15 protein-coding genes are annotated in these 14,587 nt (G+C 35.8%); 1 reads left to right on the forward strand and 14 read right to left on the reverse strand.

Going from position 1 to position 14,587, the window contains the following annotated elements:
• Positions 1–28: 28 nt before the first annotated feature.
• From DYE31_RS08800 to DYE31_RS08860, 13 genes are all read right to left on the reverse strand, one after another.
• A complete protein-coding gene (locus DYE31_RS08800; RefSeq protein ID WP_015899982.1) occupies positions 29–829 on the reverse strand; it encodes a DUF4064 domain-containing protein in 801 nt (266 codons plus the stop codon).
• Between the two features lie 266 nt (positions 830–1,095).
• The gene (gene auxB, locus DYE31_RS08805) at positions 1,096–2,280 is read right to left on the reverse strand and encodes a lipoteichoic acid stability factor AuxB (protein ID WP_015899981.1); all 1,185 of its coding nucleotides are present in this window, start codon (positions 2,278–2,280) and stop codon (positions 1,096–1,098) included.
• A 30-nt stretch (positions 2,281–2,310) separates the two neighbouring features.
• Positions 2,311–3,384, reverse strand: coding sequence for an ABC transporter substrate-binding protein (locus DYE31_RS08810; protein ID WP_015899980.1), 1,074 nt, complete (start codon positions 3,382–3,384; stop codon positions 2,311–2,313).
• Complete coding sequence (locus DYE31_RS08815; protein ID WP_015899979.1) at positions 3,381–4,193, reverse strand: ABC transporter permease; 813 nt, start codon at positions 4,191–4,193, stop codon at positions 3,381–3,383. The genes DYE31_RS08810 and DYE31_RS08815 overlap by 4 nt, the downstream gene beginning before the upstream one ends.
• Positions 4,190–4,996, reverse strand: a complete 807-nt coding sequence (locus tag DYE31_RS08820) for an ABC transporter permease (protein ID WP_046100535.1) — start codon at positions 4,994–4,996, stop codon at positions 4,190–4,192. The genes DYE31_RS08815 and DYE31_RS08820 overlap by 4 nt, the downstream gene beginning before the upstream one ends.
• On the reverse strand, positions 4,980–6,083 hold the full coding sequence (locus DYE31_RS08825; protein ID WP_015899977.1) for an ABC transporter ATP-binding protein: 1,104 nt from the start codon (positions 6,081–6,083) through the stop codon (positions 4,980–4,982). Before DYE31_RS08825 ends, DYE31_RS08820 begins: the two co-directional genes overlap by 17 nt.
• 11 nt (positions 6,084–6,094) lie before the next feature.
• Positions 6,095–6,634 (reverse strand): helix-turn-helix domain-containing protein, encoded by a 540-nt coding sequence (locus DYE31_RS08830; RefSeq protein ID WP_015899976.1) that lies wholly within the window; start codon positions 6,632–6,634, stop codon positions 6,095–6,097.
• Between the two features lie 126 nt (positions 6,635–6,760).
• On the reverse strand, positions 6,761–7,036 hold the full coding sequence (locus DYE31_RS08835) for a UPF0223 family protein (RefSeq protein WP_015899975.1): 276 nt from the start codon (positions 7,034–7,036) through the stop codon (positions 6,761–6,763).
• A 134-nt stretch (positions 7,037–7,170) separates the two neighbouring features.
• Positions 7,171–8,577 carry a dihydrolipoyl dehydrogenase gene (lpdA, locus tag DYE31_RS08840; RefSeq protein ID WP_015899974.1) on the reverse strand — a complete coding sequence of 469 codons (1,407 nt, stop codon included), beginning with the start codon at positions 8,575–8,577 and terminating at the stop codon, positions 7,171–7,173.
• A gap of 3 nt (positions 8,578–8,580) precedes the next feature.
• On the reverse strand, positions 8,581–9,921 hold the full coding sequence (locus tag DYE31_RS08845) for a dihydrolipoamide acetyltransferase family protein (protein ID WP_015899973.1): 1,341 nt from the start codon (positions 9,919–9,921) through the stop codon (positions 8,581–8,583).
• Between the two features lie 346 nt (positions 9,922–10,267).
• Positions 10,268–11,245: an alpha-ketoacid dehydrogenase subunit beta gene (locus DYE31_RS08850; RefSeq protein ID WP_015899972.1), complete on the reverse strand. Its 978-nt coding sequence runs from the start codon at positions 11,243–11,245 to the stop codon at positions 10,268–10,270.
• A 3-nt stretch (positions 11,246–11,248) separates the two neighbouring features.
• Positions 11,249–12,361: a pyruvate dehydrogenase (acetyl-transferring) E1 component subunit alpha gene (gene pdhA, locus DYE31_RS08855; RefSeq protein ID WP_015899971.1), complete on the reverse strand. Its 1,113-nt coding sequence runs from the start codon at positions 12,359–12,361 to the stop codon at positions 11,249–11,251.
• A gap of 168 nt (positions 12,362–12,529) precedes the next feature.
• Positions 12,530–13,162 carry a YkyA family protein gene (locus tag DYE31_RS08860; protein ID WP_015899970.1) on the reverse strand — a complete coding sequence of 211 codons (633 nt, stop codon included), beginning with the start codon at positions 13,160–13,162 and terminating at the stop codon, positions 12,530–12,532.
• Between the two features lie 124 nt (positions 13,163–13,286).
• Here DYE31_RS08860 and def point away from each other — a divergent pair, with 124 nt between their 5' ends.
• A complete protein-coding gene (gene def, locus DYE31_RS08865; RefSeq protein ID WP_015899969.1) occupies positions 13,287–13,841 on the forward strand; it encodes a peptide deformylase in 555 nt (184 codons plus the stop codon).
• Between the two features lie 117 nt (positions 13,842–13,958).
• On the opposite strand, the gene DYE31_RS08870 is transcribed toward def, so the two are convergent.
• On the reverse strand, positions 13,959–14,408 hold the full coding sequence (locus tag DYE31_RS08870) for a DUF1801 domain-containing protein (protein ID WP_015899968.1): 450 nt from the start codon (positions 14,406–14,408) through the stop codon (positions 13,959–13,961).
• Positions 14,409–14,587: the final 179 nt, after the last annotated feature.

Genomic DNA, 14,587 nt, shown 5'->3' on the forward strand with positions numbered 1-14,587 from the left:
ATTTAAGAGTCGAGGATTATTTTTTTGTCTAATTTTTATTGTCATCGTCTAAATCATGACGGCTTGGTTTTTCATCATCATTACGTCTGCGTTGACTAGTTAAATCATTGTTGCTGATGTCATCTTTTTTATCTTCATAGAAAGTTTCTTCTCTTTCTTCAGAGAATTCAGTTCCATTTTTATCATATCCATGAGCCTCTGTATAAATACGTTTTTCTTTAGGCTCTTGATTGTCATCTTTTTGATGACTTTCATCATGTTTTTTGCCGCCTAAAATACCACTTTCACGTCTTTCTCTTTCTTTACGATTGTGTTCTGCATGTTCTGCTTCAGAAAAATGTTCAGGGTCTTCTAAGTTAGGATCTACTTTACCTTTTTTCTGTGCTTCATCTAAATCATCATACTTACTTGTCGTCGCATCGAAATAACCATGTTCTCTATCATATTCTTGGTTTTCAATATGCTTTTTCTGGCTTCTTCTAACAAATAACATAATACCTGCAATGAAGAATAGAATTGTAGCAATAAAGTTTGATAAGAATATGCCGACGATTGCTGCAATAACAAGTAAAATACCACCTATAATGCGGTTCTTTTTACTTAGTACAATACCTACTGCCGCAATAAGTGCTACAACAATCAATGCTACTGCTTCAAAAATCATTGATTCTTGTAAGTATGAACTAGACATACTTGTATCGCCTTGTTTTAATAATATTTTAGATAAAGTACCTTTACCTAATGTTAAACCGATTAGGAATAACAATGTGTAAAGTAGTGTTAATCCTACACCAATCCAACCTATCACTCTCTCTAATTTTCTATTCATGGATTTACCCTCCTGATTAGGCAAGATCGAGGTTGCATTATTAAATTTTAGCTGTTTCGCTAACCTCAGCCGTTAAATTAAGGCCATTTAAAACTGGTCTTATAATCGTACATACCCTGTCAACTTCTGATTAAGCATGTATTGTTTCAAATTACAACTAATTATTTAATTAATTACTTTATAATTCTTTGGATTGTTGAAATTTAAAAATAACGGTTATGTTACACTCTTAAAAAGTGTCTACATAACCGTTACTTAATTATTATTTATTTTTCTTCCTTATTTTCATCCGTTTTTTCTTCAACGCTTTCTTGAGGTGTTTTATCATTTGATGGTTGTTCTGTATCCTCAGGTTTACTTTGACTGAATGAACGACGCTCTTCAAAATTCATACGACGTTGGTTTATAGCACTTGGACGTTGTTTTCGTAATTCTTTCGCACGCTTTTTACGTTCTTTCTTTTCACGTTTGCGTGCAGCCTTTTCTTCAGGTGTTTCACCTTTACGTGGTTCATTCACACGGTTTTGAATTTCTTCCGGCTCATTGTTCCCTTCAATTTCATCAATACGCGCTTGTTCACGTTCATATCGATCCATTTCTTGCTGTTCTTTGACTTCATCTGGTGATTTTTGTTTGTATTTAGCTTGGCGTGAAAGAAATTGCGGCTCTTCTTCAAGGTTATCAGATGCTTGTGCATCTGCATGTTCACTTTCTGGTTCATCCTTAAACTCAGAAGCTGTATAAGCAGCTCCTTCACCATCTCTTCTAGGTTGATAAACGCGCGTATCATCTTCCTCTTCAGCAAGTTCTCTGTCACGTTTTTCATAAGCAGGTTCGTGACGTGGACGTCTGCCGGTTTCATCATCAACAAAGTCTTCATGGCGTCTGCTTCCTCTATCGTGTTCACCGTGATTATAATAATCGTCTCGTCCATAATCATAATCACGATCATAAGGACCGTAACCGCCAGGATAATACGGCACCGTTTCTACACGATCCTTACGTGCAAACATCATGATTGCTACGATAAAGAAGAGCACTGGAATTATTACTGTTGCAAGTAATAAAACAAGCGGTAATGTAATGATTGATGCGATTAAGAATAAAATTCCTGACAGCACTCTGATATTCATAGAAATAAGTGCTAAGAATGATATTAATAAGCATACAATTAAATATACAATAACTGCCCAAATTCCATTTTGAAGCCAGATAACAAATTGTGTTGTATTGAGTCCATTATTTGTCAAAATTTGTTGTGCAAATTCATTATTGGTTAATGTTTGTTCTAATTTTTGAATGGATGTGTCATTGCTGAATGAAACAAGTGCAATAAACATCGTTGCTACTGTAAGCAGCAATAAACCTATCCAGTTCAGCCACCCCAGTACTTTTTCAGCCACTCTGCTCACTGGCCGTTTGATTTGTGTGTATTGTGGTTCTCCAGACATCACTAACACTCCCTATTACATTTTACTTATCTATTGTAACGTCATTTTAAAATTCAAAAAATGCTCGTTATAATCACTTAGAATATCTTTACCCAAATCTTTATATACTTCAAGCCTATTTTGGGTATCTTTTGTTGGATAAAATCGATGATCATTCCGAATTTCAGCTGGTAATTTTTGCGCAGCTGCTTTATTTGGTGTCGCATAACCGACCCATTCTGTATTCTGCTTGCTGTTTTGCGCATCCAATAAGAAATTGATAAATTGATATGCCCCTTCTTTATTTTGAGCTGTTTTAGGGATTACCATATTATCAAACCATAAATTAGAACCTTCTTTCGGTACTACATAATTGAATTCAGGATGCTCTTGCACAATCGGTGCTGCAGTACCACTCCAAACAACAGCAATATTTGCTTCATGTTGTTCGAGCATCATGGTAACTTCATCTCCGACTACACCTTTTACTTGCGGAGCAAGGTGGTTCAAATCATTTTCCGCTTCTTGCAGATGTTTCGGATTCGTATCATTAAGACTATATCCTAATTTATTTAAACTCATGCCCATAATTTCTCGGGCACCGTCCACTAATATAATATCATTTTTAAACTTAGGATTATATAAACTACGCCAACTTGTAAAATCTTCTTTTGGATAAGCATTTTTATTATAAATAATACCTACCGTTCCGAAAAAGTAAGGCACTGAATAACGATTGTGTCGATCATAATCCATGTTCAAATAGTTCGGATCCAAATTCTTCATATTCGGCAGCTTTTGATGATTCAGCGGTAATAACAAATGACCTTTTTTCATCTTTTGAACAGTGTATTCACTTGGGAATGCCACATCATAATGCGTCCCGCCATTTCGGATTTTTGCTTCCATTGCTTCGTTTGAATCAAATGTTTCATAAACGACTTTGATGCCACTTTCTTTTTCAAATTTCTTAATCAAATCAGGATCGATATATTCTCCCCAGTTATAAACATAAATCTTTTTACCTGTTTTTTGATTATCCTCTGAACTATACCATTTACTGAGACCGAGAAATATAAGACCGAGTATCAATGCACCGATAATTAATTGAACAAATTTTTTCATCGCATGATACCTCGTTTCATTGTTAGTCTGCGCTTAGTAAATCGTTGAACAAGATAATAACCTAAAATACCGATAATAATCACCATAAAGATCAATGTTGAAATTGCATTGATTTCCATACTGATACCTTTACGGGCCATAGCATACACTTCTACTGACAAGACACTAAAACCATTACCCGTCACGAAAAAGCTCACAGTAAAGTCATCTAACGAATAAGTAAGCGCCATGAAAAATCCAGCAATCACAGCAGGCATTAAGTTAGGCAGCATCACTCGATTTAAAATCTGCCACTCACTCGCACCTAAATCTCGCGCAGCATCAAACATATGCTGATTCATATCATAAAGTTGCGGCAAGATAATAATCACTACAATCGGGATACAAAAAGCAATATGCGAAATTAAAACTGTCCAAAAGCCAAGTCCTAATCCTGTAAAATGACCGATTGCTGTAAACATAATTAAAAATGATGCACCAATCACGACATCAGATGAAACAAGCAACACATTATTCAACGTCAAGAAAGTTAAACGTAATTTCTTTTGACGTAATTGATACAAGGCAATCGCACCAAGTGTACCGATAACTGTTGAGATAGAAGCAGCCAACAATGCTACTGCTATCGTATTAAAGAGAATCGACATCAAACGATCATCTTGGAAAAGTGTTTGGTAGTGCTCTAATGTAAATCCTTCAAAATGAATCATATTTCCGGCTGAGTTAAATGAATATACCATCAAGAAAATGATTGGTATATATAATCCGATAATTAATAAGCCAAGATATAATTTACCATACCATTTCATGAACGTCTGCCTCCTTCATTACCGGACTTTGTAATAATCAGAACTACTGCCATAAAGACAATCAAAGCAATCGCAATGGTAGAGCCCATGCCATAGTTTTGAATGGTTAAAAATTGTTCTTCTATGGATGTCCCGATATTCATCACTTTGTTTCCAGCGATTAATCTCGTAATCATGAAGAGTGACAAAGCAGGAATAAAAGTGACTTGAATTCCTGATAACACGCCTTCTTTAGTTAGCGGCAAAATAATTTTTCTGAAAGTCGTCCATTTCCCCGCTCCAAGATCACTCGCAGCTTGAAATAAATTTTCCGGAATTGTTTTCATACTGTTGAAGATAGGCAAAATCATGAATGGAATATAAATATAACTTGCTACAATAACAAAAGCAGGTGCCGTAAACAGCAATTCCGCTTTCGGAAGATGCAACCAACCTAGAATTTGATTGATAATACCATCATGACTGAAAATCCCGATAAATGCATACGTCTTGAGAAGTAAATTAATCCATGTCGGTATAATGAGAACCAAAATCCATAAGTTTTGATTTACAGAATTGCGAATAAAATACGCTGCTGGATAACTGATGATTAAAGTAACAAGTGTAATAATAGCTGCATATAAAATTGAGTAAGCCATCATTTTAAAATAGCGCATCGAAAATATCTGTTCATAATTCGCAAAACTAAAATGTCCGTGTATGTCGATAAAAGAAAAGTAAACAAGCAAAATTACTGGAATAATAATGAACCCGATCATCCAAATGATATAAGGAATAAACAACCACTTATTCATCTTGCTCATTGTCTGTTTCCTCATAACTTTCTATACGTTTATCAAATTCTTCTTCTGTTTCACCTGGTACCATAATGTGAATCGCTTCAGGTTCAAAATAAAGACCTACTGTACTGCCGACTTCTGCTTTTTTAGTCGTTTGAATCATCCATTCATATCCTTCTTGGTCAATACAAGTGATTTCATAATGCACACCTCTGAAAAGCATTGCCTCCACTTTAGCCTGAAACAATCCTTGACCTTGCTGTGTAATTGTTATATCTTCCGGACGAATAACTACTTCAATTTTTTGGCCTGATGGTATCCCCATATCTACACATTCAATATTTTTGTCATAGATATTCACTAGATAATCTTCGACCATTGTGCCTTCAATAATATTAGACTCTCCAATAAAATCGGCTACGAAACGGTTCACTGGTTCATCATAAATATCTAACGGTGTTCCAAATTGCTGAATTTTACCATCTTTTAATACAACAATATAATCACTTAAAGCTAGCGCTTCTTCTTGGTCATGTGTGACAAAAATAAATGTTATGCCGAGTCGTGATTGTAATGCACGCAGCTCATACTGCATTTCAGTACGCAATTTCAAATCAAGTGCTGAAAGAGATTCATCTAATAATAAAACTTCAGGTTCATTCACAATAGCACGGGCAATCGCTACACGTTGTTTTTGTCCCCCGCTCATTTCATCAATATTACGGTATTCATATCCTTCTAATTTAACCAGCTTCAACGCTTCTTTTACTTTTTCTTTAATTTCAGCATCTTTCTTTTTCTTTAGTTTTAAACCAAATGCAATATTGTCATACACATTTAAATGCGGAAACAGTGCATAGTCTTGGAAAACAGTATTCACTGTACGTTTATTTGCTGGTATTTTATTAATTGTCTTCCCTTGATAAATAATTGATCCAGAATCAGCTTGTTCAAATCCTGCAATTAATTTTAAAATAGTTGTTTTTCCGCAACCTGATGGACCTAAAAGCGTATAAAAATGGCCAGATTCAAACTCTAAATCAATATCATTTAAAACTTGCTGACCATCAAATTGTTTGCTGACTGATTTTAATGATAATAATGGTGTCATCTTTCTTCCTCCTATAAATATGACGCAGTCGCAACAATCATTGCCTTTGCGTAAAGTTCTGTTGTATTTGAAAGTTGATGCTTTTCCTCTGCTTTAAAGTAAAGGGCGTCACCTTCATGTGCGATATATGTCGCTTCACCTAAAGTTAAAGTCAGCGTTCCTTCTAAACAATAAATAAAAGTGTCTGATTCAGATGGTTTGAATGATTTGTACGCAGTATTTGGGCGAAGTGTAATTAACAGTGGTTCCATTTCAAAGTCATTAGAGCGGTTAATAGGCCAATTCAAAATATAACCTTCATCATATTCATCATAAATAGCTTGTTCTGCTTTTGGATATAATACTTTTTCCTTCGGCTTTTCTTTAAAAAATAATTCTGGAGAAGTGCCGAGTACTTCTAATATATGTAAAAAGCTTTCCATACTTGGAGAAGATTGACCACTTTCAATCTGTGAAATATATCCTTTAGATAAATCTGTACGTTCAGCTAATTCCTCTTGTGTTAAATCTTTTATTTTACGTAAGTTACGCAGTTTCTGACCAATATTCAAACTGTTCACCTATAACTTTCCAATCCAATTTCCAAAAGAAAAAACCTGGATTTGTTTACTTTTACTAAACATTAAGTTTAATGCTTAATAAAAATACCAAAATCCAGGTGAATTTACAATACTAAATTATTCATTTGCACTGAAATATTTTTCATCAGGGTTATCTTTAACTAATTTCACAACTTTGTAGCTGTTATATCCGCTGCCTTTTTCAAATTCATCAAAGATATTCTTTTCATCCGCTTTTCCAGGAACTACTTTTTTAAAGTCGCTATATGCATTTTTCAAAGCAGATCCTTCTACTTTTCTTTCATAATAATCTTCAATTTTATTAAAGAAATTAATGACCGCAAGCATTTCATCTTGTGACCAATCAACATCGATCGGATATTGATATTCCATAGAGAATTCCTCCTTTTATTGGTGTTGATTTCTTTTGTATTATACCACGCATTAAACTGTTTCAAATATAAGAAAAACCGCCAAGCAAATGCTCGGCGGTTTCAATAATATGCTTAATCTAATGTTGGGTTTTATTACATAGTGTGGATTGGTAATCCGATTGCTTTTTCAGCAGCTTCCATGCTCATTTCACCTAAAGTTGGGTGAGCATGTACTGTTAATGCGATATCTTCAGCGTTCATACCAGATTCGATAGCTAAACCTAATTCAGCGATGATATCAGAAGCACCAGTACCTACAACTTGTGCGCCGATTAAAGTACCATCTTCTTTAAGTGTTAACAATTTAACAAATCCAGTAGTATCATCTAATGATAAGGCACGACCATTAGCAGCGTAAGGGAATTTAGAAGCTTTGTAATCCAAGCCTTCTTCTTTAGCTTGAGCTTCGTTATAACCTACAGTTGCTAATTCTGGTTCAGTGAAACATACAGCAGGCATACCAATGTAATCTACTGCAGATTTTTCACCTGAAATTGCTTCAGCAGCAACTTTACCTTCATAACTTGCTTTATGTGCAAGTGGTAAACCAGGAACGATATCGCCGATAGCAAAAATGTTTTTAATAGAAGTACGGCTTTGATCGTCAACTTCTAATAATCCGCGGTCTGCAAATTTAAGTCCTAATTCTTCAAGACCCATTTCATCAGTGTTTGGACGACGTCCAACTGTAACTAAAACGTAATCAGCTTCGATTGATTTTTCTTCGCCTTTAGCTTCGTAAGTTACTTTAACACCGTCTGCAGTTTCTTCAGCAGATTTAGCCATTGCTTCAGTAACGATTTCGATACCTTTTTCTTTCATTTTTTTCTTAACAGGTTGTGTCATTTGTTTTTCGAAACCGCCTAAGATATCTTTGGCACCTTCCAAAATAGTAACTTCTGTACCGAAGTTCGCAAATGCTGTACCTAATTCAGAACCAATGTAACCGCCGCCTACTACGACTAATTTTTTAGGAGCTTCTTGTAAGTTTAAAGCACCTGTTGAGTCGATAACACGTTCGCCGAATTTGAAATTAGGAATTTCAATTGGTCTAGAACCTGTAGCAATGATTGCATTTTTGAAGTTGTAAGTTTGAGCACTTTTTTCATCCATAACACGTAAGCTGTTGCTGTCGTGGAAGTAAGCTTCACCTTTTACAATTTCAACTTTGTTTCCTTTTAATAATCCTTCAACACCGCCAGTTAATTTATTAACAACAGATTTTTTGAAGTCTTGAACTTTGTCAAATTTAAGTTCAACATCTTTAGCGATAATACCTAAATTATCTGAATGTTGTGCTTCTTGGAATACGTGTGAAACGTGCAATAATGCTTTAGATGGGATACATCCTACGTTAAGACATACACCGCCTAATTCGCCTTTCTCAACGATTGTAACTTTTTGTCCTAATTGTGCTGCGCGGATTGCTGCAACATAACCCCCAGGACCTGCTCCGATTACAATAGTATCTGTTTCAATTGGAAAATCACCAACTACCATGTTTTACCCCTCCATTAATAATAATTCTGGATTATTTAATAAACGTTTGATGTGATTCATTGCGTTTTGACCAGTAGCACCATCAATTTGTCTATGGTCAAAGCTTAATGATAATGCTAATACAGGTGCTGCTACAATTTCCCCATCCTTAACAATAGGTTTTTGAGCAATACGGCCGATTCCTAAAATTGCTACCTCAGGGTAGTTAATTACAGGAGTGAACCATTGACCGCCTGCAGAACCGATGTTACTGATTGTGCATGAAGCACCTTTCATTTCGTCAGAAGTCAATTTACCATCACGAGCTTTAACAGCAAGTTCATTAATTTCATCTGAAATTTCGAACATTGATTTGCGATCAGCGTGTTTAACAACTGGTACCAATAGACCGCGTTCTGTATCTGCAGCAATACCGATGTTCCAGTAGTGTTTGTTAACTACTTCACCGTTTTCTTCATCAAATTCAGAGTTTAATGCTGGGTATTTTTTAAGCGCTGAAACTAATGCTTTAACAACATAAGGTAAGAATGTTAATTTAGTACCTTGTTCCGCAGCAATTTCTTTGAATTTTTTACGGTGATCCCATAAAGCTTGTACTTCTACTTCGTCCATTAATGTTACATGAGGCGCAGTATGTTTAGAGTTTACCATAGCTTTTGCAATTGCTTTACGCATTGCTGGGATTTTTTCGCGTGTTTCTGGGAATTCACCTTCAGCTGATACAGGTGCTGATTGTGCTGATGAAGTTTCTGCAGGAGCTGATTCGCTTGATGCAGCGCTTTCATCAACGCTAGAACTTGTATCGCCGCTTAAGTAAGCTTCAACGTCTGCTTTAGTGATACGTCCGTTTTTACCAGAACCTTTAACAGCTTTGATATTAACATCGTTATCACGTGCAAATTTACGTACTGAAGGCATTGCTTTAACAACACGATTTTCATCAATTTCTTCATCTTGAGTTGGTGTTTGCGGTGCATCACCAGAAGCTGATTCAGTTCCTTCTTCTGAAACTGTTGCTGCTTGTTGTTTAGTCTCTTGTTGTTCTGCTGCTTCTTCTTTACTGTCATCGTGACTGTGTCCGCCTTTGAATGACATTTCTTCTGCATCAGGTGCATCAATTTTAACGATTGTGTCACCTACAACTGCTACTGTACCTTCGTCAACTACAACTTCTTCAATTGTACCTGAAACTGGAGAAGGGATTTCTACAACTGATTTATCATTTTGAACCTCAGCTAAGATATCATCTTCTTCAATTTCGTCTCCAGCTTTAACAAACCACTTTACAATTTCACCTTCGTGGATACCTTCACCAATATCGGGTAATTTAAATTCAAATGCCACGTTCTTGTCCTCCTAAAAGTCAATTTAAGTCATATAAACTAGTACAAAGAACAAAATTTGAAACAAAGTGTCATTCATTCAAGCTATAACCCTTGAGACGACAGTCATACTGAAATCAAATCAATATATTGTTCTAGTTTATATTTTGACATAAAACTTGATTCCGTTTCAACGAAATCTATCTTCAATTTTTCATTTTACTTCTCGGACAAACCATTTGCCCTTGCACTACTTAAAAGCTGCAAGGACAGAAATGTTTTGTCAAACCTTCAGATAGTTGCAGTTAATTGTTATCTACCCGAAAGTTATTGTTAATATGCCGATCAACTTTCTAATTATAAAGCGATTAGAAGTTTAAAGTTGCGTTAGCGCGTTCAATGATATCGTTTTTGTTAGGTAACCAAACGTTTTCAGCTTCAGTGAACGGATAAACAGTGTCTGCTGCTGCAACACGTGCAATCGGAGCTTCTAATGAAAGAATTGCGCGTTCAGATAATTCAGCTGCAACTTGTGCACCTACACCAGCTTGGCGTTGTGCTTCTTGAACTACAACTGCGCGGCCTGTTTTTTCAACAGAAGCAACTAATGTTTCATAATCAACTGGTTGAACTGTACGCAAGTCGATTACTTCTACAGAAACACCGTCTTTTTCAAGTTCTTCAGCTGCTTTCAATGATTCTTGAACCATTGCGCCGTAAGCGATAACAGTAAGGTCTGTACCTTCTTTTTTCACTTTAGCTTTTCCAAGTTCAATTTCATATTCTTCTTCCGGAACTTCTTCACGGAATGAACGATATAATTTCATATGCTCTAAATAAACGACTGGGTCGTTACTTTTAATTGCAGAGATTAATAAACCTTTTGCATCGTAAGGGTTAGAAGGAATAACTACAGTCAATCCTGGAGATTGCGCTAAAATACCTTCTAAGTTATCAGCGTGAAGTTCTGGTGTATGCACACCGCCACCGAATGGTGTACGGATTGTTACAGGTGCTGCTTTAGTGTTGCCAGAACGGAAACGTGTACGTGCAATTTGTCCAGCTACAGAGTCGAATACTTCGAATACGAAACCTAAGAATTGGATTTCCATTACTGGACGGTAACCTTCCGCAGATAAACCTAAAGCTAATCCGCCGATTCCTGATTCAGCTAATGGAGTATCAAATACACGATCTTCACCGAATTCTTTTTGTAAACCTTCCGTTACACGGAATACGCCACCGTTAACACCAACGTCTTCACCAAAAACTAACACATTTTCATCATTTTGCAGTTCAGTTTTAAGTGCGTTGTTAATCGCTTGTACCATTGTCATTTGTGCCATGGTTTACTTCGACTCCTTCTCTTTGTAATTTTCATATTGTTCTGCCAAGTTAGATGGCATTTCTTCATACATGATATCCATTAAGTCAGTCACTGTTTGTTTTTCAACTTTGTCAGCTTCTTTGATTGCTTTCTTAATGTCATCTTTAGCTTGATCCATAACTTCTGTTTCTTTCTCTTCAGACCATAACCCTTTTCCTTCTAAGAATTTTCTGAAACGAACTAATGGGTCTTTTTTCTCCCATTCTGAATCTTCATCAGAAGTTCTGTAACGAGTTGGATCGTCACCAGCCATTGTATGCGGACCATAACGGTAAGTCATTGTTTCGATTAAAGTTGGTCCTTCTCCATTTACTGCACGATCGCGTGCTTCTTTAGTCGCTTGATATACAGCTAATGGATCCATTCCATCTACTTGAATACCAGGGATACCTACTGCAATTGCTTTTTGAGCTAAAGTTTGAGCAGCAGTTTGTTTGCTTCTTGGTGTTGAAATAGCGTAGTTGTTATTTTGAATTACAAAGATAGCCGGCACTTTATATGCAGAAGCGAAGTTGATACCTTCGTAGAAATCACCTTGTGATGACCCACCATCACCAGTATAAGTAATTGCTACTGCTTTTTTACCGCGCTTTTTAATACCAAGCGCTACACCAGCAGTTTGCACATATTGCGCACCGATAATAATTTGAGGACTGAATGCGTTTACACCTTCAGGCATTTGATTACCTTTAAAATGTCCTCTAGAGAATAAGAAAGCTTCTGTTAATGGTAAACCGTGCCAAATTAATTGCGGAACATCACGGTAACCTGGAAGAATCCAGTCTCCTTTTTCAAGAGCATATTGAGAAGCAAGTTGTGAAGCTTCTTGACCAGCTGTCGGCGCATAGAAACCTAAACGTCCTTGTCTGTTTAATGAAACAGAACGTTGGTCTAAAACACGTGTCCAAACCATTCTTTCCATTAATTCAACTAATTGATCATCAGTTAAGTCTGGTAATAAGTCTTCGTTAACTACGTTCCCATCTTGGTCCAATACTTGAACCATCTTAAATTGTGCTTCAGTATCTTTCAATACTTTCTCAGCGTCGAATTGGGCTTGTAACTTCGGAGCCATTCAATTCACCATACCTTTCCCGTATAATTAAAATTCATTTCATCCAATGAGTATTATAACATACATTTCTGAAACTGTTAAACGATTATAAAAAGTTCTGTATCACTGATACAAAGTACAGTTTGAAGACCTGTATTAGTCAAAATTATGAAACTGTACTAGTGTTGTTTATTTAATTTGTTCAGCCGCTTCCATTTGTTTACCGCGTTCGTTACGTGTTTTGCTGTAATCTTTGATTTTTTTGTTTACATCTTTATATGAATTATCAATTGCTTTTGTTTTTTCATCAATTTTAGATTGTTCCGCCTTACCTTTTGTATCAACAATATATTGGAACAAATCTTTTTCTTTATCTAAACTGTTTGTATAAGCCTTAGCATAAGCATCATGTGCTTTATAATTGTCTTCCATTGCTTTGTTTGTTTTTTCTATGCCGCTCTTACGTTTATCATTACGAATTTTACTAGTGCGTTTTTTGGCTTCATCAAATTTCTTCTCAGATGCATCGAAAGCATTTTCTTCTTTTTTGAATTCTTTCTTGCGCTGATCGACATTATCGATGATTTTCTTAGAAGTATCGACGACTTTATTGGTATCTTTCCCGTTTATCTTCTTAGCTAAATCATTTTTCTCATTCGTAAGTTTGTTAAGTTTTTCTCCGACTTTAACTGCTGCATTTTCTTTGTTGACGGCTTCTTTAAGTTGCTTATTGTACTCTTTAATCTCGTGCGTATCCGTTGAACAGGCACCTAATACGAGTGATGATGCAACCACCAAACCGAGTGTCTTATTAAATTTCATACTTTGATTAGCCTCCTTGGGTATTTCAATAATGATGTTAATTAATTTCCACTCATTTCGCAAATACTTTTCTGTTCTATCCTTAATTTTTTTGTTATATTTTATAATAAGGACGGTGTATGACATGATTACTATGAAAGATATAATTAGAGACGGACACCCTACACTTCGTGAAAAAGCAAAAGAAGTTGAGTTTCCTTTATCAAATGAAGATCGTAATAAAATCCAAGAAATGCATGAGTTTTTAGTCAACAGCCAAGATGATGAAATCGCAAAAAAATACGGCTTACGTTCAGGTGTCGGCATTGCAGCACCGCAATTAAACATTTCTAAACGTATGCTTGCTGTTCATCTTCCCGATGATGGAGAAGGCAAATCTTATGAGTTGATGTTAATCAACCCTAAAATTGTCAGCTACAGTGTTCAAGAAGCGTATCTGCCGACTGGCGAAGGTTGCTTAAGTGTAGATGAAGATATTCCAGGACTTGTTCATCGCCATAATCGCGTAACAGTTAAAGCGAAAGATATCGATGGCAACGACATCAACTTACGTCTTAAAGGTTATATTGCAATTGTAGTTCAACATGAAATTGATCATTTGGACGGCATTATGTTTTATGACCATATCGATAAAGAAAACCCATTACAACCACACGAAGATGCTATCCGTCTGTTTTAAATAAGTATGAAAACAATAAAATCATAAAGATTGCTTCTTACGTAATCTCATGAAGTGCTGATGTTAAAGTCAGCACTTTTTTTGTGCTTATTAATTGAGCTGATTCAAATTATGAATTCAACAAATGTTATGATTACGGTTTTCATAAAATCGAATCCATTCGTCTACTGTCATTTTCTCACTCAAATCACCAATTAATTCATACGGAATATAATTGATATTGCGCATACGGATACAACTCTTCCCCATGTCCAACTTTGTCGGTACTTCTTTTTGATAACGAGATATAAACCATTCTTTTAAGTTTTCATCTCCGTATATCCCCATATGATAAAGATTAATAGAATTCTTTTGAGCGGCAATACTGATATAAGGCAACGGTTCATCTTTACGTTTTAAATAACCATCAGGATATGTTGCTAAAGGCACTACAAAGCTTGGCATCCCATATTGCATAACAGCCTGAAATCCATTCGGCAAATGTTCAGCAATCGTTTCGAATAACTTTCTGAAGGCTGGGCGCCTCTTTTCATCAACTTTCATGATATAATCCTCAATTTCTCCCATACATCCCTTTCCTTTCTTGAATAAATGCATTTCTCCCAACAAGCAACTAGCAGATAGTTAATTCAAGGTATATTTTTAAATGTTGTGAATGCCCTTTCATTTTAGCACAGTTCATTCTTAAAACACCCTTTTCTACTAACTGTCAGTCATATTATCGATGCACAAGTAAAACCGCTTTA

The organism is Staphylococcus carnosus (assembly GCF_900458435.1).
In the GTDB taxonomy this organism is placed as follows: domain Bacteria; phylum Bacillota; class Bacilli; order Staphylococcales; family Staphylococcaceae; genus Staphylococcus; species Staphylococcus carnosus.

Coding starts and splice junctions, on each gene's coding strand:
- DYE31_RS08800 (WP_015899982.1), bottom strand. CDS start 829: ATGAATAGAAAATTAGAGAGAGTGATAGGTTGGATTGGTGTAGGATTA.
- auxB (WP_015899981.1), bottom strand. CDS start 2,280: ATGTCTGGAGAACCACAATACACACAAATCAAACGGCCAGTGAGCAGA.
- DYE31_RS08810 (WP_015899980.1), bottom strand. CDS start 3,384: ATGAAAAAATTTGTTCAATTAATTATCGGTGCATTGATACTCGGTCTT.
- DYE31_RS08815 (WP_015899979.1), bottom strand. CDS start 4,193: ATGAAATGGTATGGTAAATTATATCTTGGCTTATTAATTATCGGATTA.
- DYE31_RS08820 (WP_046100535.1), bottom strand. CDS start 4,996: ATGAGCAAGATGAATAAGTGGTTGTTTATTCCTTATATCATTTGGATG.
- DYE31_RS08825 (WP_015899977.1), bottom strand. CDS start 6,083: ATGACACCATTATTATCATTAAAATCAGTCAGCAAACAATTTGATGGT.
- DYE31_RS08835 (WP_015899975.1), bottom strand. CDS start 7,036: ATGGAATATCAATATCCGATCGATGTTGATTGGTCACAAGATGAAATG.
- lpdA (WP_015899974.1), bottom strand. CDS start 8,577: ATGGTAGTTGGTGATTTTCCAATTGAAACAGATACTATTGTAATCGGA.
- DYE31_RS08850 (WP_015899972.1), bottom strand. CDS start 11,245: ATGGCACAAATGACAATGGTACAAGCGATTAACAACGCACTTAAAACT.
- pdhA (WP_015899971.1), bottom strand. CDS start 12,361: ATGGCTCCGAAGTTACAAGCCCAATTCGACGCTGAGAAAGTATTGAAA.
- DYE31_RS08860 (WP_015899970.1), bottom strand. CDS start 13,162: ATGAAATTTAATAAGACACTCGGTTTGGTGGTTGCATCATCACTCGTA.
- def (WP_015899969.1), top strand. CDS start 13,287: ATGATTACTATGAAAGATATAATTAGAGACGGACACCCTACACTTCGT.
- DYE31_RS08870 (WP_015899968.1), bottom strand. CDS start 14,408: ATGGGAGAAATTGAGGATTATATCATGAAAGTTGATGAAAAGAGGCGC.